The following is a 20,961-nucleotide window of genomic DNA, read 5'->3' as shown; positions in this document are numbered from 1 at the left end:
AGCTGCGCGGCCGCTCCCCCTGCCGGGTGGGCGACCCCGGGTGGGTTCCCGCCCGGACGCCCCGTCAACCACGGACCGCCCACGGCGGCTCCCCCGGACGCGTGCCGGTGCTCGCGCGGCCGGCCTCCGGTCCGCCAGGATCCGGGCGATCCGCGGCGACGGGGCCGCGGCCGTTCCGGAGGTCGCCCGTGGACTCGGCCCTCAGCACCGTCGCCCTGCCCGCCGCCCTGGCCGTGGTCATGTTCGGGCTGGGGCTGTCGCTCACCGTCGACGACTTCGCGCGGGTCACCCGCCGGCCGCGCGCCGCCGTCGTCGCCCTCGGCCTGCAGCTGCTGGTCCTGCCGGCCCTGTGCTTCGGCCTCGTGGTGGCCACCGGCCTGGAGCCCGTGCTGGCGGTGGGGATGGTGCTGCTGGCCGCCTCGCCCGGCGGGACGACGGCGAACCTGTTCAGCCACCTGTTCCGCGGCGACGTCGCGCTCAACGTCTCGCTGACGGCCGTCAACTCGCTGCTCGCCGTCGTGACGCTGCCGCTGGTGACCAACCTCGCCGTGACCGTCTTCGACCCGCCCGGCGCCGGGTCGATCGGCCTGCAGTTCGGCAAGACCGTGCAGGTGTTCGCGATCGTGCTGGTGCCGGTGGCGCTCGGCATGCTGGTGCGGCGGGCGGCGCCGGCGTTCGCCGAGCGGATGGACCGGCCGGTGCGGGTGCTGTCCGCGGTCGTGCTCGCCCTGGTGATCGCCGGGACCGTGGTGGCCGAGCGGGAGGACGTGGCCGGGTACCTGCGCGAGGTCGGGCTGGTCGCGCTCGCCTTCTGCGCGCTCAGCCTGCTGGCCGGGTTCGCCGTGCCGCGCGCGCTCGGCGTCGGCCACCGGCAGGCGGTCGCCTGCGCCTTCGAGATCGGCGTGCACAACAGCACGCTGGCGATCACGGTGGCGATCAGCGTCCTCGGCAGCGTGGAGCTGGCCGTCCCGGCGGCGGTCTACGGGGTGCTGATGTTCCCGGTGGCCGCGCTGGCCGGCTGGGCGATGACCCGGTCCTCCCGGTCGGGGGCGCCGGAGCGCGTCGCGTCCTGACCCGGCCACCGGCGGGCCAGGGCCGGGACGACCTCCGCGCCGGCGGTGCCGGCCGCGGCCCAGCCGAGGACGACCAGCCAGGACAGCGGGTCCAGCGGGGTGCAGCCGAAGAACCGGCTGAGCCCGGGGGTCTGCACGACCGCGGCCAGGGCAACCAGCGACCCGGCCGCGGTGGCCAGCACCAGCGGGCTGCGCCGCCCGGCCCAGGCGGTCTGCCCGAGCTGGGTGGCGATCAGCGCGGCGAGCCCCATCGTGCTGGCCCGCCGGCGCAGGCCGGTGACGCGGCCGGTGGCCCACGCGCCGGTCGCGCCGGCGGCGGTGGCCACCCCGCGGACGGCGACCAGGCGGCGCACCGCGTCGGCGAAGCCGCGGTACGGGCCGGCGAGCAGCACCGGGGCGAGCGGGTGGCCGGCCTGCGTCCCGCCGACCGCGGCCGGGGCGGCCGCGCGCGGGCGGGCCACGGCGACGGCCAGCGCCGGGAACATGTCGGTGAGCAGGTTGACCAGCAGCAGCTGCCGGGTGCCCAGCGGCGCGCGACCGCCCAGCGCGGAGCCGAGCACGGTGAACGCGACCTCGCCGGCGTTGCCCCCGACGAGGATGGCGACGGCGTCCCGGACGCGGGACCACAGCGCGCGGCCCTCGGCGACGGCGTCGACCAGCCGGGTCAGGTCCCGGTCGGTGATCACGAGGTCGGCGGCGCTGCGGGCGGCGGGCGACTCGGCGCCGGCCACCCCGACCCCGACGTCGGCCAGCCGGATCGCGGCGGCGTCGTTGATGCCGTCGCCGGTCATGGCCAGCGTGGCGCCGGCGCGGCGCAGGGCGCCGACGAGCAGCACCTTCTGCTCCGGCGTCAGCCGGGCGAACACCGCCGCCTCGCGCACCAGCGCGGTCCGCTCGGACTCCGACGCCCGCGCCAGCTGCGCGCCGGTGACCACCCGGCCGGCGTCGGGGACCCCGGCCTCGGCGGCGATCGCGGCGGCGGTCTCCGGGTGGTCGCCGGTGGCCACGAGCACCCGGACGCCCGCCGCGGTCAGCTGCTCGACCGCCGCAGCCGACGAGCCGCGGACGGTGTCGGCCAGGCCCACCAGGCCGCGCAGGGTCAGCCCGGTCGCCGCCTCCTCGAGGTCGTCGGGCCGGCCGTCCACCGCGCGGTCGGCGACAGCGAGCACCCGCAGCCCGTCGCAGGCCAGCTCCCGCACCCGGTCCGCGGCGTCGCCCGGGTCGGTGCACAGCCGCAGCACGACCTCCGGCGCGCCCTTGACCACCAGCCGGCCCGAGCGCAGCGCCGCCGAGAACCCGCGGCCGGTGGCGAAGGGCACCGAGGCCTCCGGCTCGCCGCCGCCGGCCACGCCGCGGTCGGTGGCGGCGGCGTCGACGGCGCGGTCGGTCTCGTGCGCGTCGGTGTCGCCGGCGCCGATCCCGGCCGCGGCCAGGCGCAGCAGGCCGTCCTCGCCGTCGTCCGGACCGTCCCCGAGGGGCAGCAGCCGGGCCACCCGCAGCCGGTTCTCGGTCAGCGTGCCGGTCTTGTCGAAGCAGACGGTGTCCACCCGGCCGAGCGCCTCCAGCACCCGGGCGCTGCGCACCACCACCCCGTCCCGCGACAGCCGCCGGGCCGCCGCCTGCTGGGCGACGGTCGCGACCAGCGGCAGCCCCTCGGGGACGGCCGCGACGGCGACCGCGACCCCGGAGCTGACCGCCTCGCGCAGCCGCCGCCGCCACAGCACGCCGAGCGCGGCGACGGTCCCGCCGCCGGCCAGCGTCAGCGGCAGCACCGAGCGGGTCAGCTCGGCCAGCCGGGCCTGGACGCCGGCCGGTGGCGCCCCGCGCCCGGCCGCCCGCGCCGCCCGGCCCGCCTGGGTGGCCGGGCCGACGGCGACGACGACCGCGCGGCCGGTGCCGGCGACGACGGTCGTGCCGTCGAAGAGCATGCAGCGCCGGTCGGGCACCTCGGCGCCCGGCGTCGGGGCCACCGACTTGGCCACCGCGAGGGACTCGCCGGTGAGGCTGGACTCGTCGGCCTCGAGGTCCTCGGCGGCCAGCAGCCGCGCGTCGGCGGTCACCACGTCGCCGGAGCCGACGAGGACCACGTCACCCACCCGCAGCGCGCTCGACGGCACCTCCTCCTCACCGCCGTCGGCCTCCCGGCGGACGCGGGCGTCCTGCTGCAGCAGCAGCGAGGCCAGCGCCGTCTCCGCGCGCATCCGCTGCGCCGCGCCGAGCAGCGCGTTGCCGACCGTGACCCCGCCGACCAGGAACGCGTCCGCGGTCTCGCCCAGCACGGCGGTGGCGCCGGCGCCGGCGCCCAGGACGGGGGTGAGCGGGTCGGCGAGCTCCGCGGCGACGGTGCGGCCGAACCGGACGGGCACCCGGACCACGGGCGTGCCGCCCGCCCGCCGCCACGCGCGGGTCAGCGGGCCGGGCGGGGCGTCGTCGTCCCGGGGCAGGTCCGCCAGCCGGCGGAGGACGTCGTCGGGGTCGAGGGCGTGCCACGGCGTGTGCACCGACGGGGGCGGCGGGGGCCGGCGGGCGGCGCGGACCGCCGTCACGGTGCCGTCGAGCATCGTCCACAGCGTCGCGGACTTGCCCGGGGTCGTCGCCCGCCGCTGCCCGCCGCGGGCCGAGCCGACGGCGGCCAGCAGCCCGCCCAGCACGTTGCCGGTGACCGCGCTCTGCACCGACCGGCGGGCCAGCCGCCGGGCGTCGGTCACGGCCCGCACCACCCGGCAGGCGTCGGCCAGACCGGTCCCGGTCACCAGGTCCGCCGCCCAGGCCGGCGCCCGGTCGGGCCGCACGGGGGCCACCGCGACGTCGGCGGCCAGCAGCGCGGCCGCGTCGGCGGAGGACACCAGCAGCACCCCGTGCCCGTCGGCCTGCAGCCGGCGGACGACGCCGGCCAGCGGCTCGTCCGCGGGCGCGATCTCCCCGGCGACGCCGGCGATCTCCCGGCTGCCGGCGTGCGCGGTGAGCACCAGGCGTGCGCCGGTGCCGGCGGCGGTGGTCAGCAGCGCCTCGGCGTGCGGGTCGAGCTCGGGGGCGACCAGGACGGTGCCCACCCGCCGGCGCCCGGCGTACAGCGCGCGCAGCGCCGCCCCCGGCGCGTCCGGCGCTCCCCGCGGCGGGCCGAGCCGGGTGCCGCCGGCGCCCTCGCCGTCGCCTTCGGCCAGCAGCCGCGCCGCCGCCGTCCACACGGCGGCGGGATCCCACCCGTCGGCCTCGGCGGTGGCCTCCAGGACGACCGGCGGGCCGGTGCACAGGGTCGCCCCGTCGACCACCACGCAGTCGACGCGGTCGAGCCGGCGGTAGGCCGTGCCGTCCAGGGGCAGCACGCCCGCGCGGCACAGCAGCCAGTCGAGGGTGGCGGCGAAGGACTCGCGGCCCGCCAGCGCGGCCTTGGGCGTGAGCGCCTTGACCAGGTCGGCGGCGCGGCCGGGGCGGCCGGTCAGGGCGAGGACGGCCAGCACGGCGCCGGTCGTCGTCGGGCCCATCCGGCCCTGGTAGCGGTCGACCGCGCCGGGCGGGAGGGGCACCGGCCGCTCCCCGGCGCGGGCGGCCGGGGCCGGGTCCTCCGGCTCGGTCCCGTCCGGCTCGGGCCGGCACAGCTGCTCCTCCCGGCGCCGCCACACCTGCCGGCGGGCCCGGACCTCGAGCACCTGCTGGGCGGAGGCGGCCGCGTTGAGCGCCGGGACGACCGGGCTCTGGGTGGCCGAGTGCAGCACGGCGGAGAGCCCCTCGAGGACCAGGCGGGTGCCGTACCGGCCGATCCGCCGGGCGAGCAGCTCGGTGATCCAGTCCTGGGTGTCGATCAGCGTGACCGCGAGCGTGGCGTGCCGCGACAGGGCGGGGATCGGCAGCGCCCGGGCGGTGAGCGCGGTGAGCACGCCGAGGGCGTCCACCGCCAGCGCCGTCGCCGTCGCCAGCAGCGGCTCGAGGTCGGCGGGGTGGTCGGCCGGCTCGCGCAGGACGTCCCGCCGGTCGCCGGCGTCCTGCAGCGTGCGCACCGTCCCGACGACGTCGTCCACGCCCACCCGCCGCGTGTCGACGGCGACCAGCGCCCGGCCGAGGACCTCGTTGACCGTGGCCCACTGCACGCCCTCGAGCCGCTCGAGGCGCGCGCGCAGCGTGCGGCCGGCGTCGGGCGGCGCGCCGGGGGCGCACTCGGGCAGCTCGACCTGCACCAGGTCCCCGTCGGCCCACACCCGCGGCGTGTGCCGCCCGCCGTCGGGCTCGAACATGCCGGCGGCGACCCGCGCGAGCTCCCGCAGCCGGCCGGTGGGCAGCGGGTCGGCGCCGGTGAGCAGCGTGCCGGCGGCCCGGACGCCGGAGACGGCGGCCTGGGTGAGGTCGACCGGCCGGCCGGCGACGCGGCTGGTCAGGTCCTCCGCCGTGCGCACCGCGGCGCGGGTGGAGACGCCGAGCAGGCCGGCGGTGAGCACGGCCGGCGCGGCGGCGACCTGCGCGCCGGTCACCGCGAGGCGCGCCGTGGCGGCCAGGGCGCGCCGGGCGGTGGCGGCTCGGTGGAGGACGCTCATCCCGGGGCTCCCCCCTGCGCGACACCTGCTGTCCGCCCATCGTCCACCTCGGAGTGACGCACGTCACGACCCCGGACCGGTACGCGTCGGTCCGCTCCGGCCGGGCGTCAGTCCGCCGCGCCGCGCCAGCGCAGCACCTCCAGCGCCGCGGCCACGCCGAGGACGTTCTCGGCCAGCGGCCGGGGCAGCAGCTCGTCGGCGCGGGCCAGCCGGCGCAGCACGGTGTTGCGGTGGGTGTACAGCCGCTCGGCGGTGCGGGAGGCGTTGCCGAGCTCCCGCACGTAGGTCAGCACCGCCTCGCGGGTGTCGGGGTCGGCGGTGGCCAGCCGGCCCAGGGTGCCGGCGAGGAACTCCTCGAGCTGGGTCGGCTCGGTGGTCAGCAGCGCCACCAGCTGCACGTCCTCGTAGCGGGCCACCTGCTGCGGGGAGGTCAGCCGCGCCAGCATCCGCTGCGCCGTCGCGGCGTCCAGGTGGCTGCGGCGGAAGCCGTCGACGTCGCGGCCCGGCCGGCCCACCGCCACCCGGACGTCGGGGTGCGCGGCCAGCGGCCCGGCCAGCTCCGCCGCCCGCGGCGCGGTGCCCACCGGCAGCCACACCCACAGCGCGGCCGCGCTGGCGACGACGGTCAGCCGCCGGGTCGCGCCGGCCGCCCGCATGACCGCCTCCGCGGCGGCCTCCAGCTGGCCGGGCGCCGCGCTGCCGGACCCGGTCCACACGACGGCGGCGGTGTGCGGACCGGTCAGCCCGTAGCCGAGCTGCGCCTCCGCGCGGGCCCGGCCGATCGGCGCGCCCTCCAGCAGCAGCGTGACCGTGGCCCGGCGCTCGGCGTGCGCGCCGCGGGTGAGCTCGGCCCGCTCGGCGGCCATCCGCTCGGACAGCGCCGCGACCGTGTCGTCGATGAACGTGGTGATCGACAGCGCCGACACGTCGAGCAGCTCGCGCAGCTCGGCCGGGTCGCCGGTCAGCTCGAAGCAGATCTCCATCCACCGCCGCCAGGCCACGCCCTGCGCCGTCCGGTAGGCGTCCAGCCCGCTCTGGTCCAGCCCGCGCCGGACCAGGTCGCGGGCGGCGTCCAGCACCTCCCCGCCGGTGTTGGCCGGCACCCGCCGGCCCGGGTGCTGCACGTTGGCCGCCGCCCAGTGCAGCAGGTTGGCCAGGTTGGCCCGCCGGGTGGCGGCGGCGAGCACGGGGTCCTCGGCGACGGGGCGCATCCGCTCGGTGCCCAGCGACGCCCGGTGCAGCTCCTCGATCCAGTCGGCGCGGGGGTCGAGGGCCACCTCCGCGCCCCGGCGGAACAGCTCCCGGATCCGAGGGGAGACGGCCGGCCAGTCGACGCCCTCTGCTGCAGTCTGCACCACGTAAGTATCGGGATGGTGCAGTTCGTCGTTGCACCGGGTGACCGGGACCACGCAGTCTCGTAGGCCGCTGCACCCGTGTCCCGAGGACGGAGCACCGCATTGACCACCACGCAGACGCCGGTCGAGCACCTCGATGTGCTGATCGTCGGCGCCGGGATCTCCGGCATCGGCGCCGGCCGGTACCTGACCACCGAGCTGCCGCAGAAGAGCTTCGCGATCCTCGAGGCGCGCGGCGCCTCCGGCGGCACGTGGGACCTGTTCCGCTACCCCGGCATCCGCTCGGACTCCGACCTGTCGACCTTCGGCTACGAGTTCAAGCCGTGGCGGGACCGCCAGTCGATCGCCGACGCGCCGAAGATCCTGGCCTACCTGCGCGAGACCGCCACCGAGAACGGCCTCGACGAGAGGATCCGCTATCACCACCGGGTGCTGGCGGTGGCGTGGTCCAGCGAGGACGCCCGCTGGACGGTCGACGTCGAGCGCACCGACACCGGCGAGCGGCTGCAGCTCACCGCCGGCTGGGTGTTCTGCGCCGGCGGCTACTACCGCTACGACGAGGGCTTCACCCCCGTCTTCGAGGGCCGCGACCGCTTCCGCGGCGAGATCGTCCACCCGCAGTCCTGGCCCGAGGACCTCGACCTCGCCGGCAAGCGGGTCGTCGTCGTCGGCTCCGGTGCCACCGCCGTGACGATCGTGCCGGCCGTCGCCGGCACCGCCGCGTCGGTGACAATGCTGCAGCGCACCCCCACCTACGTGCTGCCGGTGCCCCGCGAGGACAAGGTCGCCGCGCTGCTGCGGAAGTGGTTCGGCGACGAGCGCGGCTACGCGCTGACCCGCCGCAAGAACATCGCCCAGCAGCGGGCGATCTGGAGCTTCTGCCAGAAGCACCCGAAGGCCGCCCGCAGGGTCATCCGCTGGGTCAACACCAAGCAGCTGCCCGAGGGCTTCGACGTCGACACGCACTTCAACCCGCCGTACGACCCGTGGGACCAGCGGCTGTGCGCCGTCCCGAACGGCGACCTGTTCCGCGCCATCCGCGAGGGGAAGGCCGACGTCGTCACCGACCGGATCGTCACCTTCGACGAGACCGGCATCCGGCTCGCCTCCGGGCGGCACCTGGACGCCGACGTGATCGTGACCGCGACCGGGCTGAACGTGCAGGCCTTCGGCGGCGTCGCGATCACCGTCGACGGCGCGCCGGTGACCCTGTCGGAGACGGTCTCCTACAAGGGCATGATGCTGTCCGGGGTGCCGAACCTCGCCTACGCGATCGGCTACACCAACTCGTCCTGGACGCTGAAGGTCGGCCTGCTCTGCGAGCACTTCGTCCGGCTGCTCAGGCACATGGACGAGCGCGGCCTGGACACCGCGCGGCCGGTGCTCGCCGACCCGGACATGCCCACCCGGCCCTTCCTCGACTTCGCCGCCGGCTACATCCAGCGCGCCGTCGGCCGGCTGCCGCGGCAGGGCGACCGGATGCCGTGGCTGACCTCGATGGACTACCACTCCGACGTCAAGCTGCTCCGGGCCGACAGCGTCGTCGACCCCGAGCTCCGGCTCACCCGGGCGGCCGACCGCGTGACCGCCGCGGCGGTGCCCGCGTGACCGCGGCCGAGGCGCCGGCCCGCGTCGCGGCGGAGGACCGCTTCGCCGACCTGCCGGCCGGCCCGCGGATCTGCCACCGCGTCGACGGCCCGGACGACGGCGAGCCGCTGGTGCTCGTCGCGGGCCTCGGGCTGGACCTCACCTCGTGGCCGCAGCGGATGGTCGACGGGTTCACCGGCCGCGGCTTCCGCGTGGTGCGGATGGACAACCGCGACGCCGGCCGGTCGGGCCGGATCGCCACCCCGCCGCCGGGCCGCGCGCGGCAGCTGCTGGCCCGGCCCCGGCCGGACGCCTACGACCTCACCGACATGGCCGCCGACACCGTCGGCCTGCTCGACGCCCTCGGCCTGGGCCGGGTGCACCTGGTCGGCATGTCGATGGGCGGGATGATCGCGCAGGTCGTCGCGGCCCGGCACCCGCACCGGGTGGCCAGCCTGACCTCGATCTTCTCCACCACCGGGTCGCGCCGGGTCGGGCAGCCGGCCCGCTCCACGATCCTGCGGCTGGCGCGGGCCGCGCCGCGCACCGCCGAGGAGTCGGTCGAGCGGCACCTGGCGATGCTGGGCCACATCGGCGGCCCCGGCTTCCCGCCCGACGACGACCTCGAGCGCGCCTGGGCGGCCGCGGTGTGGGAGCGCGGCGGCGGCGACCGGTCGCGGGAGGTGGCCCGCCAGATCGGCGCCATCCAGGCCTCCGGCGACCGCACCGCCGACCTCGCGCGGATCACCGCGCCCACGCTGGTCGTCCACGGCGACGTCGACCGGATGGTCCACCCCAGCGGCGGGCGCGCCACCGCCGAGGCGATCGCCGGTGCCCGGCACGTCGAGATCCCCGGCATGGGCCACCACCTCGCGCCCGGCGTCGTCGACCGGCTCGTCGAGCTCACCACCGACCTCGCCCGCGGAGCGGGCCGCGACGACACCGCCCGGTCCGCGGGCGCCGACCTCCCAGGGGGGAACCGATGAGCAGCGTGCGCGGCAAGGTCGCCGTCGTCACCGGCGCCGGGTCCGGCATCGGCCGGCAGCTGGCCTTCGAGCTGGCGAAGCGGGGGGCGCGGCTGGCGCTGTCCGACGTCGACGAGCTGGGCCTGGGCCAGACCGCCGACCGGGCGAAGGCGCTGGGCGCGGAGGTGCACACCGCCCGCCTGGACGTCAGCGACCGGGCGGCCGTCGTCGCGTACGCCGACGCGGTCGCGGCCCACTTCGGCGTGGTGCACCAGGTCTACAACAACGCCGGGATCTCCGGCGGCGGCCGCTCGGTGCTCGACACCGACTGGGAGACCTACGACCGCACGCTCGGGGTCAACCTGCACGGCGTCATCAACGGCACCAAGGCGTTCCTGCCGCACCTGATCGCCTCCGGCGACGGGCACGTGGTCAACGTGTCCAGCCTCAACGGGTTCATGGCCCAGCCGACGCTGTCGGCGTACTGCGCGAGCAAGTTCGCCGTCCGCGGCTTCACCGAGGTGCTGCGCACCGAGATGATCGCCGGCGGCCACCCGGTGCGGGTCACCGTCGTCCACCCGGGCGGGGTGAGGACCAACATCGCGTCGGCGACGGTGGCCGAGGCCCGGGCGCAGGGCCTCGAGCTCTCCCCCGCGGAGCTGGCCCGCAACCGCGTCTACAACGAGAAGCTGCTGACGATGCCCGCCGAGCAGGCGGCGCGGATCGTCGTCGACGGCGTCGAGGCCGGGAAGCCGCGCGTGCGGGTCGGCAAGGACGCCGTCCTGGTCGACCGGCTGGTCCGGCTGCTGCCGGCCCGCTACCCGGTGCTGTCGGCCTGGTACGACCGCAAGCTGTTCGGCCGCGCCTGAGGCCCGGGGCCCCGGCCGCCGCCCGGCGGCCGGGGCTCAGGCCCGGTGCAGCCCCGCCGGCTGCGGGGCCAGGCGCCAGCCCGCCGCCCCGGTGAGCGCGATCGCGGCCGCGACGGCGACGTAGAGCCAGGCGGCCGGCCCGTCCCACACGACGTCGCCGCGGTGCAGCAGGACGACCACGAGCTCCAGGACGCCGAACACCGTGTAGGCGATCGCCGCGGTGCGCAGCCGCTCGAGGTCCCCGGCCAGCGCCGCCAGGGCGGTGGCGACGCCGAAGGCGACCAGCCAGGCCCCCACCACCCGGGCGGTCAGCGGGGTCAGCGGCCAGGGCCACAGCGTCGTCGCCGACGACGGCGCGATCGAGATCGCGGCGCCCACGGCCAGCAGGACCAGCGACTCCACCGCCAGCGCCGTCCGCAGGACGACCGGCACCGGCCGGGTCCGCGGCGGGTCGGTGCCCGGCGCCCGCTCCTGGACCGGCAGGACGACGAGCATCGCCAGCGGGATGACGACGTAGACGGCGGTCCAGAACCAGGCGGCCCCGCGGGCGAGCAGCGGCGCCGCCGCGAACTCGTCCTGGAAGTGGAACCGGTCGACGTGCACCAGCGTGGCGACCAGCGTGAGCACGGTGAACACCAGGATGGTGAGCACCGGCACCCGGCTGTGCGCCCACACCGGGTCGCGCAGCGACAGGACCACGAGGGTGAAGCCGGCCGCGTAGCCCGCGCCGAGGAAGGCCGCGGTCGCCGGCGGCTGGATCGTCCAGGCGAAGCTCTCGCTCGTCCGCGTCGACAGGACGAACAGCGCGACGAAACCGAGCGCGGTGAGGACGCTGAAGGCGAGCAACAGCGCCCGCATGGCCGGCAGCAGCTCGCGCCGCCCGGTCGCGGGCCGCACGGCCGTGGGGACAGGGTCCACCGCGGACCTCCGTGGTTCCTCCGCCCCCGTGCGGGCCCATTGGAGCACCGGCGCCGGGGACTGTCACCGGACTTCCGTCCCCGCCCGGTACCGCCCTCGGGACCTACGCCTCTACGGCACGGCGGCCCGTCCTGCGGATGCTCGACCCGGCAGTGCTCGACGCGTGCAGCGAGGCGGGTTCCCATGACCCCACCGCTCCCCGCTCCCCCGGACGGCCGGGCGTGACCGCCGGGGTGGCGCTCTCGGCCGAGACCCGGCTCGCGCGCCTGCTCGAGCGGCTGCTCACCGCCGCCGAGGCGTCGCTGGCCGCCGGGGACCTGGAGCCCGCGCGGACCACGGCCGAGGAGGTCCGCGCCGTCGACCCGGACAACCGGCGCGCCGCGCTCGTCCTGCAGCGGGTGGCGAGCCGCCAGGTCGGCCCGGCCGGCGAGCGGGCCCTCATGACCCTGCTGTTCTCCGACCTGGTCGGGTCCACGCTGCTGTCCGAGCAGGTGGAGCCCGAGCAGCTGCGGGACCTGTTCGCCTTCTACCGGGCGGCCGCCCGCGAGGCCGTCGACCGGTACGGCGGCACCCTCATGCACTACTCCGGCGACGGCATCCTCGCCGGCTTCGGCCACCCGGTCCCGCACGAGGACGACGCCCGGCGGGCGGTGCTCGCGGGCCTGGACCTGGTGGTGGCGCTGCACGACGCCCGGGAGCGGCTGACCGACCGCTTCGGCGTGGCCCTGGACGTCCGGGTCGGGATCCACACCGGCCGGGTGGTGGTCACCGACCTGGTCGACGACGGCGCCGTCGCCGAGCGGGACTCCGTCGTCGGCCTGGTGCCCAACCTCGCCGCGCGGGTGCAGCAGACCGCCGACCCGGGCACGGTGGTGATCAGCGACGTCACCCAGCAGCTGGTCGACGCCGACTTCTACCTGCAGTCGCTGGGCGAGCGCGCGCTCAAGGGGATCAGCCGGCCGGTCGAGGTGTTCCGCGTCGACCGGCCCCGCTACGCCGCGGCCCGCTTCCAGTCCGAGCGGTACCGCAAGGCCGGCCTCGTCGGGCGGGACGAGCCCCGCGCCCGCCTGCTGGCGGCGTGGGACGCCGTGCGGCGGGGCGACACCGGCGCCGCGTTCCTCGTCGTCGGCGAGCCGGGCATCGGCAAGTCGCGGCTGGCGGCGGAGGTCCTCGACCGGGTGGAGGCCAGCGGCGGCCGGGTGGTCGGCGCCGCCTGCCTGCCCTACCACGCCAACGTCTCGCTCTGGCCGATCGCGCGGATGATCGAGCGCCTGGTGAGCCGGGCGGGCGAGGGCGGGGACCGGCTGCGCCCGCTGGTCACCCACCTGGAGTCCCTCGGGCTGGACCCGGCGGTCGTCGTCCCGCTGATCGGCCCGCTGGCCGGGCTGCCCCCGACGCCGGAGTTCCCGGCACCCGAGCTGGACCCGGGCGCCCTCCTCGACGAGACCCTCGACCGGCTCGTCGAGTGGATGGCAGCGGCCGCCGTCCGGCGGCCGCACCTGCTCGTGGCCGAGGACCTGCACTGGGCCGACCCCTCCACCGTCGACCTGCTGGGCCGCGTCGCCGCGCGCCGCCCGCCCGGCCTGCTGCTGCTCGCCACCAGCCGCGACGAGACCGCGGTCCCGTGGCGGGGCGCGGCCCGCGTGGTCCCGCTCGGGCGGCTCGACGACCGGGCCGCCGACCGGCTGGTCGGCAACCTCACGGCCGGCCGCGACCTCGACGACGCGGTGCGGTCGGCCATCGTCGAGCACGCCGAGGGGATCCCGCTGTTCGTCGAGGAGCTGACCCGCTCCGGCCTCGAGGCGCGGCGCGCCGAGCCGATCCCGCTGCGGCTGCAGGAGCTGCTGACCTGGCGGCTGAAGGCGCCCGGGGTCGACCTGCGGGTGGTCCAGACCGCCGCCACGATCGGGCCCACCTTCGACCCGGCGACCGTCGCCGCGGCGGTCGGCGACCCGGACGCCGTGGACGAACAGGTCCGCGTGCTCTCGGACCTCGGCGTCATCGAGCGGGCGGGGCTGGCGACGGGCGCCTACCGGTTCCGGCACGCGCTCATGCGCGACGCCGCCTACGAGACCCAGGTGCTCGACGTGCGCCGCCGCACCCACGCCGCCGTGGCCGAGGCGCTGGCGGCGCAGGGGGCCGAGCCGGCACTGGTGGCGCAGCACCTGGACCTGGCGAGCGCGACGCTGCCCGCGGTGGCCCGGTACGTCGAGGCGGCGCAGGCCGAGCAGGACCGCGGCGCCCACGCCGAGGCCGCGCGGCTGCTCACCCGGGCGCTGGAGCTGGTGGAGCCCCTGCCCCCGTCCGAGGAGCGCGACGTGGCCGAGCTCGGCGCCCGGATGCTGCGCGGCCTGTCCACCAGCGCGATGCGCGGCTACGCCGCACCGGAGGTCGAGGCCGACCACCGGCGGGCGCAGGAGCTCGCCAGCCGGCTGGGGCGCCCGGAGGTGCTGCCCGCACTGCTCGCGATCTGGGCCTACTGGTACGCCAGCGGACGGCTGACCACGGCCCGTGGCGTGCTGGACCAGCTCACCGCGATGGCCCGGGAACCCGCCTTCGCCGCCTTCGGGCCGGAGGTGGCGGCGGTGACCGGGATCCACGAGTTCGCCCGCGGCCACCTCGTGTCCGCGCAGGAGCACCTGGAGCGGTCGGTGGCCGGCTTCTGCGCCCGGCCGGCCGCGGAACGGGTCACGCCGCTGTGGCCGCTGCCCAACGACCCGCTCGCCGGTGTGCTGGCCGCGTACGCCCTCGTGAGCACCGCGCGCGGCGAGCTCGAGGAGGCCGGGCGACGGGAGCGGGAGGCCCGGCGGCGGGCCGAGGAGGTCGGCTCCCCGCGCGCCCCGTCCAGCCTCGCCTTCCTCCACGTCTACGTCTCGTGGATGCGGCACTTCCTCGGGGACGACGCCGGGGGCGCCCGGGCCGGGGAGGCGGCCGCCGCCATCGGCGACGAGCACGGGCTCGCCCTCTGGTCGGCGTACGGCGCCGCCTACGCCGCCACGGACACGCCCGGCGGCGCGCCGGACCGGGCGGTCCTCGAGCGGACCCTCGCGGCCCTGGAGCTCATGGGTTTCCGGTCGTTCCTCGCCTTCCACCTGGCCCACCTCGCCAGACTGGACGCGGCGGCCGGGGACCCGGACCGGGCCGACGAGCACCTGGCCGAGGCGTTCGCCGCCGCCCGGGAGAGCGGTGAGGAGATCCACCTGCCCGAGCTGTTCCGTCAGCGCGCGCACGCCACGCTGGCCCGCGCCGGGGACCCCGCCGACGCCGCGGCCGACCTGACCGAGGCGCTGTGGATCGCGACGGCGCAGGGTGCCCGGCTGTCCCGGCTGCGCGCCGCCCTCGACCTCGCCCGGCTGCCCGCGGACGTCCGGCCGCAGGACTGGCGCACCTTCGTCGCGGAGGCGCGCGCGGACCTGCCGGCCACGACGGCGACCCCCGAGACGGCCGCGGCCGACGAGCTGCTGGCCGGCTGACCGGCGCTCAGCGGCGGCGCGGCAGCACCACCCGCGCCCGGGTCACGCCGTCCTCGGAGGTCAGCGTCAGCCGGCCGCGGTGCTTCTGGGCGACCACCGCCAGCGACGTCGCCAGGCCCAGCCCCGTGCCCTGGCCGACCGGCTTGGTGGTGAAGAACGGGTCGAAGGCGCGCGCGAGCACCTCCGGCGGCACCGGCGGCCCGGTGTCCTCCACGTCGACCACCACGGCGTCGTCCTCCCCGCGGGTCCGCACCGTGACCGTGCCGTCCGGGTCCACCGCGGCGAGCGCGTTGTCGAGCAGGTTTGTCCACACCAGCGCCAGGTCCGCGGCCCAGCCCTGCACCGTCTGGGGCCGCGGGTCGAGGTCCACGACCACCCGGACGCCGGGGGGCACCTTGTGGCGCAGCAGCACCAGCGCCTGCTGCAGGCTCGCGTGCACGTCCACGTCGGCCAGCGACTGGTCGGAGGAGTAGGCCAGCGGGCGCACCCCGGAGACGATCCGGGACAGCTGGTCGGCGCCGGCCGCGACCTCCTCCAGCAGGGCGGCGACCTCGGCCGAGCGGGCCAGTCCGCGCACCGCCCGGCCGCGCCCGGCGGCCGGCAGCGCGGCGAGCGCGGCGGCCAGGCCCGCCGGGTCGACGCCCAGCCGCACCAGGTCGGGGGCGACCGCCCAGCCGCGGTCGACGCCCGCCGCGGCGAGGACCTCGGCGAGCGCCCGCTCGGCGTCCCCGCGCGCCAGCGGGTCGTCCGGGACGGGCACCGCGCCGGCGAGCGCGCGCAGCGGGGCGTCGGGGTCGTCGTCGCCGGACAGCAGGGTCCGCAGCCGGGCGACGCCGCGCTGGACGGCGGCCGCCGGGTTGTTGAGCTCGTGCAGCAGGCCCGCGGACAGGGCGCCGAGCGCGGCCATCCGCTCGTGCTGGCGGACCAGGCCCTCCTCGCGGTCCAGCCGCCGGGTGGCGGCCAGCAGCATCGCCCGGGCCGACGCCGGGTGGGTGAGCAGCCGGTCCAGCGCGTCGGCGCCGATCCGCTGGACGCGGCTGGGCGTCCGCGCCCGCACGGTGGCCGAGCGGGGCCGGCGGTGGGCCAGGCCCAGCTCGCCGACGAGGTCACCGGCGCCGCACACGTTGAGCAGCACCTCCGAGCCGCCCACCTCCCGGCTCACCTCGAGGTCGCCCTCCAGCACGACGTACATGGCCTCCGGCGGCGAGCCCTCCGCCATGAGCACCTCGCCGGCCGCCAGGTCGACGCCGCGGCTGGCGTCGGCCAGGGCCGCGAGGTCGTCCTCCGGGAGGTGCTCGAACAGCCGCGAGCGGCGCAGCGCCGCGGCGACGTCGGCGTCCGCGGCGTCGGGGGCCGCGGCGTCGGGGGCCGTGCGGGTCACCGGGCGCCCAGCCGCTGGTGGGCGAAGCGGACCGCCATCGCGCCCTCCCCCACGGCCGCGGCGATCCGGTTGCCCGACCCGTGCCGCACGTCGCCGGCGGCGAACACCCCCGGCACGGACGTCTCCAGGGGCAGCGGCGGGACCTCCAGCGGCCACTCCGGCGTCGGCCCGAGGTCCACGCCGGTGAGCACGAACCCGCCGTCGTCGCGGCGGACCAGGCCGTCCAGCCACCCGGTGCGCGGTGCCTGCCCGATGAAGACGAACAGGGCGTCCGCGGCGACCTCGCGCTCCTCGGTCCCGGTCCGCAGCCGCAGGCCCTCCAGCCGCCGCGTGCCCAGCGCGCCGGCCACCTGCGTGTGGTACTCGACCGCGACCTTCTCCGAGGCGATCAGCCGGTCGACCAGGTAGCGGGACATGGAGGCGGCGAGGTCCCCGCCCCGGACCAGCAGCGTCACCGACGCGGCGAACGTGGCGAGGAACAGCGCGGCCTGCCCGGCCGAGTTGCCGGCGCCGACGACGAACACGTGGCCGCCCGCGTGGTCCACCCCCTCGGCCCGCCCGGCGCCGTAGTAGACGCCGACGCCGGTGAGCCCCGCGGCGCCCGGGACGTCGAGGGTGCGGTACTCGACGCCGGTGGCGATGATCAGCGTGCCGGCGCTGACCTCCCCGCCGTCGTCCAGGCGCACCACCGTGTACGGGTCGGCCCGGCGCACGCCCACCACCTCCGCCGGCACCAGGATCTCCGCGCCGAAGCGGACGGCCTGCTCGCGGGCCCGCAGCGTGAGGTCGGCGCCGGAGAGCCCGACCGGGAAGCCCAGGTAGTTCTCGATCCGGCTGCTCGTGCCGGCCTGCCCGCCCGGCGCGCTGCACTCCAGGACCAGCGTGGCCAGGCCCTCGGAGGCGCCGTACACCGCGGCGGCCAGCCCGGCCGGCCCGGCGCCCACCACCACGAGGTCGTAGGCCGCGCGCTCGGCCCGTGCCCGCAGCCCGATCCGCGCGCCGACCTCGTGCAGGTCCGGCTGCACGAGCACCTCGCCGTCGTCGAGCACGAGGGCCGGCAGCGACCCGGCGTCGACGCCCGCCACCTCGAGCAGCTCCCGCGCCTGCGGGTCGGCCTCGACGTCGAGCCAGCGGTAGGGCACCAGGTTGCGGGTGAGGAACTCGCGCACCGCGTGGCTGGCCTGCGACCAGCGGTCACCGACCAGGCGCAGGTTGGCCACCGGCGGGGGCCGGCGCCAGGTCTGCAGCAGGTCGTCGAGCACCGGGTAGAGCCGGTCCTCCGGCGGGTCCCAGGGCTTGAGCAGGTAGTGCTGGACGTCGGCGTCGTTGATCGCCTTGATCGCGGCGTCGGTGTCGGCGTAGGCGGTGAGCAGCACCCGCCGGGCGTCCGGGTACAGCCGCCGGCTGGCGGCCAGCAGCTCGACGCCGCTCATCCCGGGCATCCGCTGGTCGACCAGCAGCAGCGCCACCGGCTCCTCGCGCAGCCGCAGCCGGCGCAGCAGGTCCAGCGCCTGGTCCCCGGAGGACGCCGTGTACACCTGGTACTGCTCGCCGTAGCGCTCCCGCAGGTCGCGCTCGACGGCGGCCAGCACCGGGCCGTCGTCGTCGACGGCGAGCAGCGCGGGCCGGCTCACGGCTCGTCCCGCGGGGCCGGGGTGCGCGCGCGGCGGCTGGGGACCGGGCCGGACGGTGCGTCCACGGGCCCACCTCCCGGTGGAGTGGCTGGCGGCCGTTGGGCGCGGAGTCTAGGGCGACCGGCGGTGACCGACCAGCGCCGCGGCCGTCCGGTCAGGTCACCGTGAACGTGCCGTGCATGCTCGGGTGCGGATCGCACAGGTAGCGGTACTCGCCCGGCCGGAGGTCGACCACCCAGGTGGTCTCGCCGGTCTCGAGGACGCTCGTCTTCTCGTCGACCGCGCCGTCCCCGCCACCGAGGTGGAAGCCGTGGACGTCGCTGTGGTCGGTGACGACGACGTTGTACTGCCCGGCGGGCAGCTCGGTCACCGGCGCGCCGTCCTCGTCGACCAGGGCGATCTCGAAGGCGTCCGGCGAGTCCTCGGTCCCGACGCTGCCCTGCAGCGTCGGTGCGCCGGCGACCGTGCGGTCCGCCGCCTCCACGTCGCCCTCCCCGGAGCCGCCGCAGGCGGCTGCCAGGAGGAGCACGGTCAGGGGAACTGCGACTGGAGCCCTCATCGCCATCACCCGGCACTGCACTCCGGCACCGGGGCGGTCCTGCATCCCGACGTGGTGCCGGTGCGGGAAACGGTAGTACGCCCGCGCCCGTCCGAGGGACGTCGCCGTCCGGTCCCCGCGCGCGCCCGGCGGGCCAGACTGTGGCCCGCCGTGAGCCCTGCCCCGACGTGCGGAGGAGCCAGCGATGCCCGGTCCCGGAACACCCCGGACGGGCGGCCCGTCGGCGCCGGTGGCGGAGGCGCCTCCCCCGGGGCCGGCCGCCGGGCCGCCCGCCGTCCGGGGCGCGGACCCCTCCGAGGAGGAGGTCACCGGCTACGAGCGGTCCCCCAGCGACGTGCTGCGCACCGCCGTCCTGACGACGGTCACGCTGCTGCTGGGCCTGGTCGCGGCGTGGTCGCGCGAGGCGGCGGCCGCGCTCGACGCCGACCTGGTGGCGCGGCTGACCTCGGCCGCCCCGGCCCTGGAGCGTTCCCTGGCCGGGGCGGTGACCGTGCTCGTGGCGGTCTCGCTGGCCGCGGCGGCGACCGCCCCGCTGCTGCTCCGCCGTCCCCGGCTGTTCGGCTACCTGCTCACCGGCGCCGCCGCCGCGGTCCTCCTGACCCGCGCGGCGGCGGAGGCCCTGGGCGGGGAGCCGGGGGACCTGCGCGGCGCGCTCGGCGTGCACGGGCCGGCGGTGACCGCGGCGTCGTTCGTGGTGCTGGCGCCGTTCGTGTCCCGGCGGTGGCGGCGGGCCGGGGCCCTGGTCCTCGCGCTCACCGTCCTGCTGCAGCTGCTCGGGCCCCGCGCGTTCCCGGCCACCCTCGCCGTGTCGCTGGTGCTCGGCGCCGCGGTCGGCTCCGCGACCCTGCTGGCCTTCGGCCGTCCCGTCGCCCGGCCGACGCGGGGCGCCGTGGCCGCGGCCCTGGCCGGCAGCGGGCTGGACCCGGTGGAGGTGGCACCGGCGGTGGTCGACGCCCGCGGCTCGGTGCCCTGGACCGCCCGGTTGCGCGACGGGGACCGCGTGTTCGCCAAGGTGATGGGTGCGGAGAACCGGGCGGCGGACCTGCTGTTCCGCGCCTACCGGTTCCTCCGGCTGAAGGACGTCGGCGACGAGCGCCCGTTCTCCTCGCTGCGCCGCACCGTGGAGCACGAGGCGATGGTGTCGCTGCTGGTCCGCGACGCCGGCGGCCGGACCCCCCGCCTCCGCACGATCGCCCCCGTCGGCCGCGACTCGTGGCTGCTGTCCTACGACCTCGTCGACGGCGCGACCCTGGACCGGGTGCCCGACGCGGCCGTGACCGAGCGGGTGCTGCGCGGCATCTGGGAGCAGGTGGCCGTGCTGCGCCGGCACGGGGTGGCCCACCGCGACCTGCGCCGGGCCAACGTGCTGCTCGACCCGTCGGGCACGCCGTGGCTGATCGACTGGGGCTTCAGCGAGGTCGCCGCGGACCCTGCGCTGCTCGACGCGGACGTGGCCCAGCTGCTCGTCGCCCTCACGCTGCAGGCCGGGGTGGGACCGGCCGTCGACACCGCGGTCGCCGTGCTGGGGCCCGACGCGATGGCCGCGGCGCTGCCCCGGCTGCAACCGGACTCGCTCAGCGGCGCCACGCGCGACGCGCTCCGGCGCGACCGGCACCTGGCGGCCCGGCTGCGCGCCGCGGTCAGCGAGCGGTGCGGCGTCCCGGAGCCCCCGCTGGCGGACCTGGAGCGCGTCCGGCCCCGGACGCTGCTCGTCGTCGGCGTGCTCGCCCTCGCCACCTACCTGCTCGTCCCCCAGCTCGGCGACGTCGCCGGGATGGCCGAGCGCGTGCGGGACGCCGACTGGGCATGGGTGCCGCCGGTCCTCGTGGCCTCGCTGCTGACCTACGTGGGCGCCGCGGCGAGCCTCGCGGGGGCGGTGGCCGTGCGGCTGCGGCCGGTGCCGACCTTCGTCGCCCAGCTCGCCTCCTCGTTCGCCGGCCGGCTGGTGCCCGCCGGGCTGGGCGGGATGGCGCTGAACGTGCGCTACCTGCAGCGGTGCGGCCTCGACGTCGCGGTCGCCACGTCCGGCGTCGGGCTCAGCTACGCGGCCGGGACCGTCGTCCACGTGGTGCTGCTGCTGGTGTTCGGGATCTGGGCCGGCCGGTCGCTGCCCGACCTGGCCCGGCCGGTGGAGTCACCGGCCCTCGTGTGGGGCGCCCTCGCGGTGCTCGCCGTCACCCTCGCCGCCGCGGCGGTCCCGGCCGTGCGGCGGTTCGCGGCCGCGCGGCTGGTGCCGCCGCTGCGCCGCTCGGCCCACGGCCTGGCCGGCGCGCTGCGCAGTCCCGGCCGGGTGGTGCTGCTGCTGGGCGGTTCGGCGCTGACCACGCTCGGCTACCTGTCCTGCCTCTACCTGTCCACGCGGGCGCTGGGCGGCGACGTCGGCCCGGTCGCCGTGGGCGCGGTCTACCTCCTCGGCGCCGCGGTCGCCGCGGCCGCGCCGACGCCCGGCGGTCTGGGCGCGCTCGAGGCCGCCCTGATCGCCGGGCTGGTCGGCGTCGGGATGGACCACACGGTCGCCGTCCCCGCCGTGTTCCTCTACCGGATCGCCACCTTCTGGCTGCCGGTCCTGCCCGGCTGGGCGGCCTTCGCCTGGCTCCGCCGGGAGCACTACGTGTAGC

At 77.9% G+C, this 20,961-nt stretch carries 12 protein-coding genes; 6 read left to right on the top strand and 6 right to left on the bottom strand.

The features are described from left to right. Positions 1-188 precede the first annotated feature (188 nt). Positions 189-1,073, top strand: a complete 885-nt coding sequence (locus ACFO3M_RS12350) for a bile acid:sodium symporter family protein (protein ID WP_387988894.1) — start codon at positions 189-191, stop codon at positions 1,071-1,073. Here ACFO3M_RS12350 and ACFO3M_RS12345 read toward each other — a convergent pair. Both ACFO3M_RS12345 and ACFO3M_RS12340 read right to left on the bottom strand, forming a co-directional pair. Beyond that, on the bottom strand, positions 980-5,602 hold the full coding sequence (locus ACFO3M_RS12345) for a cation-translocating P-type ATPase (protein WP_387988893.1): 4,623 nt from the start codon (positions 5,600-5,602) through the stop codon (positions 980-982). The two genes, ACFO3M_RS12350 and ACFO3M_RS12345, sit on opposite strands and share 94 nt — an antisense overlap. Before the next feature lie 107 nt (positions 5,603-5,709). Beyond that, positions 5,710-6,957, bottom strand: coding sequence for a PucR family transcriptional regulator (locus ACFO3M_RS12340; protein ID WP_387988892.1), 1,248 nt, complete (start codon positions 6,955-6,957; stop codon positions 5,710-5,712). A 102-nt stretch (positions 6,958-7,059) separates the two neighbouring features. Between ACFO3M_RS12340 and ACFO3M_RS12335 the strand changes: the two genes are divergently transcribed. Genes ACFO3M_RS12335 through ACFO3M_RS12325 form a run of 3 tightly spaced genes read left to right on the top strand, consistent with a single transcriptional unit; the run spans position 7,060 to position 10,378 of the window. After that, positions 7,060-8,565: a flavin-containing monooxygenase gene (locus tag ACFO3M_RS12335; RefSeq protein WP_387988891.1), complete on the top strand. Its 1,506-nt coding sequence runs from the start codon at positions 7,060-7,062 to the stop codon at positions 8,563-8,565. Further along, positions 8,562-9,530, top strand: coding sequence for an alpha/beta fold hydrolase (locus ACFO3M_RS12330; RefSeq protein WP_387988890.1), 969 nt, complete (start codon positions 8,562-8,564; stop codon positions 9,528-9,530). Before ACFO3M_RS12335 ends, ACFO3M_RS12330 begins: the two co-directional genes overlap by 4 nt. Continuing rightward, positions 9,527-10,378 carry an SDR family NAD(P)-dependent oxidoreductase gene (locus ACFO3M_RS12325; protein WP_387988889.1) on the top strand — a complete coding sequence of 284 codons (852 nt, stop codon included), beginning with the start codon at positions 9,527-9,529 and terminating at the stop codon, positions 10,376-10,378. Before ACFO3M_RS12330 ends, ACFO3M_RS12325 begins: the two co-directional genes overlap by 4 nt. A gap of 36 nt (positions 10,379-10,414) precedes the next feature. Here the strand turns inward: ACFO3M_RS12325 and ACFO3M_RS12320 are convergent, their stop codons facing one another. Then, the gene (locus ACFO3M_RS12320; RefSeq protein WP_387988888.1) at positions 10,415-11,296 is read right to left on the bottom strand and encodes a hypothetical protein; all 882 of its coding nucleotides are present in this window, start codon (positions 11,294-11,296) and stop codon (positions 10,415-10,417) included. 221 nt (positions 11,297-11,517) lie between these two features. Here ACFO3M_RS12320 and ACFO3M_RS12315 point away from each other — a divergent pair, with 221 nt between their 5' ends. After that, positions 11,518-14,769: an ATP-binding protein gene (locus tag ACFO3M_RS12315; protein ID WP_387988887.1), complete on the top strand. Its 3,252-nt coding sequence runs from the start codon at positions 11,518-11,520 to the stop codon at positions 14,767-14,769. A 7-nt stretch (positions 14,770-14,776) separates the two neighbouring features. Here the strand turns inward: ACFO3M_RS12315 and ACFO3M_RS12310 are convergent, their stop codons facing one another. The 3 genes from ACFO3M_RS12310 to ACFO3M_RS12300 all read right to left on the bottom strand — a co-directional run bounded on the left by ACFO3M_RS12310 (position 14,777) and on the right by ACFO3M_RS12300 (position 18,268). Continuing rightward, positions 14,777-16,150, bottom strand: a complete 1,374-nt coding sequence (locus ACFO3M_RS12310; protein WP_387988886.1) for a sensor histidine kinase — start codon at positions 16,148-16,150, stop codon at positions 14,777-14,779. Next, positions 16,147-17,784, bottom strand: a complete 1,638-nt coding sequence (locus ACFO3M_RS12305; protein WP_387988885.1) for an FAD-dependent oxidoreductase — start codon at positions 17,782-17,784, stop codon at positions 16,147-16,149. The genes ACFO3M_RS12310 and ACFO3M_RS12305 overlap by 4 nt, the downstream gene beginning before the upstream one ends. Before the next feature lie 154 nt (positions 17,785-17,938). Next, positions 17,939-18,268 (bottom strand): cupredoxin domain-containing protein, encoded by a 330-nt coding sequence (locus ACFO3M_RS12300; protein WP_387988884.1) that lies wholly within the window; start codon positions 18,266-18,268, stop codon positions 17,939-17,941. Positions 18,269-18,527: 259 nt separating this feature from the next. Here ACFO3M_RS12300 and ACFO3M_RS12295 point away from each other — a divergent pair, with 259 nt between their 5' ends. Beyond that, on the top strand, positions 18,528-20,960 hold the full coding sequence (locus tag ACFO3M_RS12295) for a lysylphosphatidylglycerol synthase domain-containing protein (protein ID WP_387988883.1): 2,433 nt from the start codon (positions 18,528-18,530) through the stop codon (positions 20,958-20,960). The last annotated feature ends 1 nt before the right edge of the window (position 20,961 follow it).

The organism is Geodermatophilus arenarius, from assembly GCF_042654585.1.
In the GTDB taxonomy this organism is placed as follows: Bacteria; Actinomycetota; Actinomycetes; order Mycobacteriales; family Geodermatophilaceae; genus Geodermatophilus; species Geodermatophilus arenarius.
The sequence above is the reverse complement of the archived record's forward strand: the minus strand, read 5'-3'. Positions and strand labels throughout refer to the sequence as shown.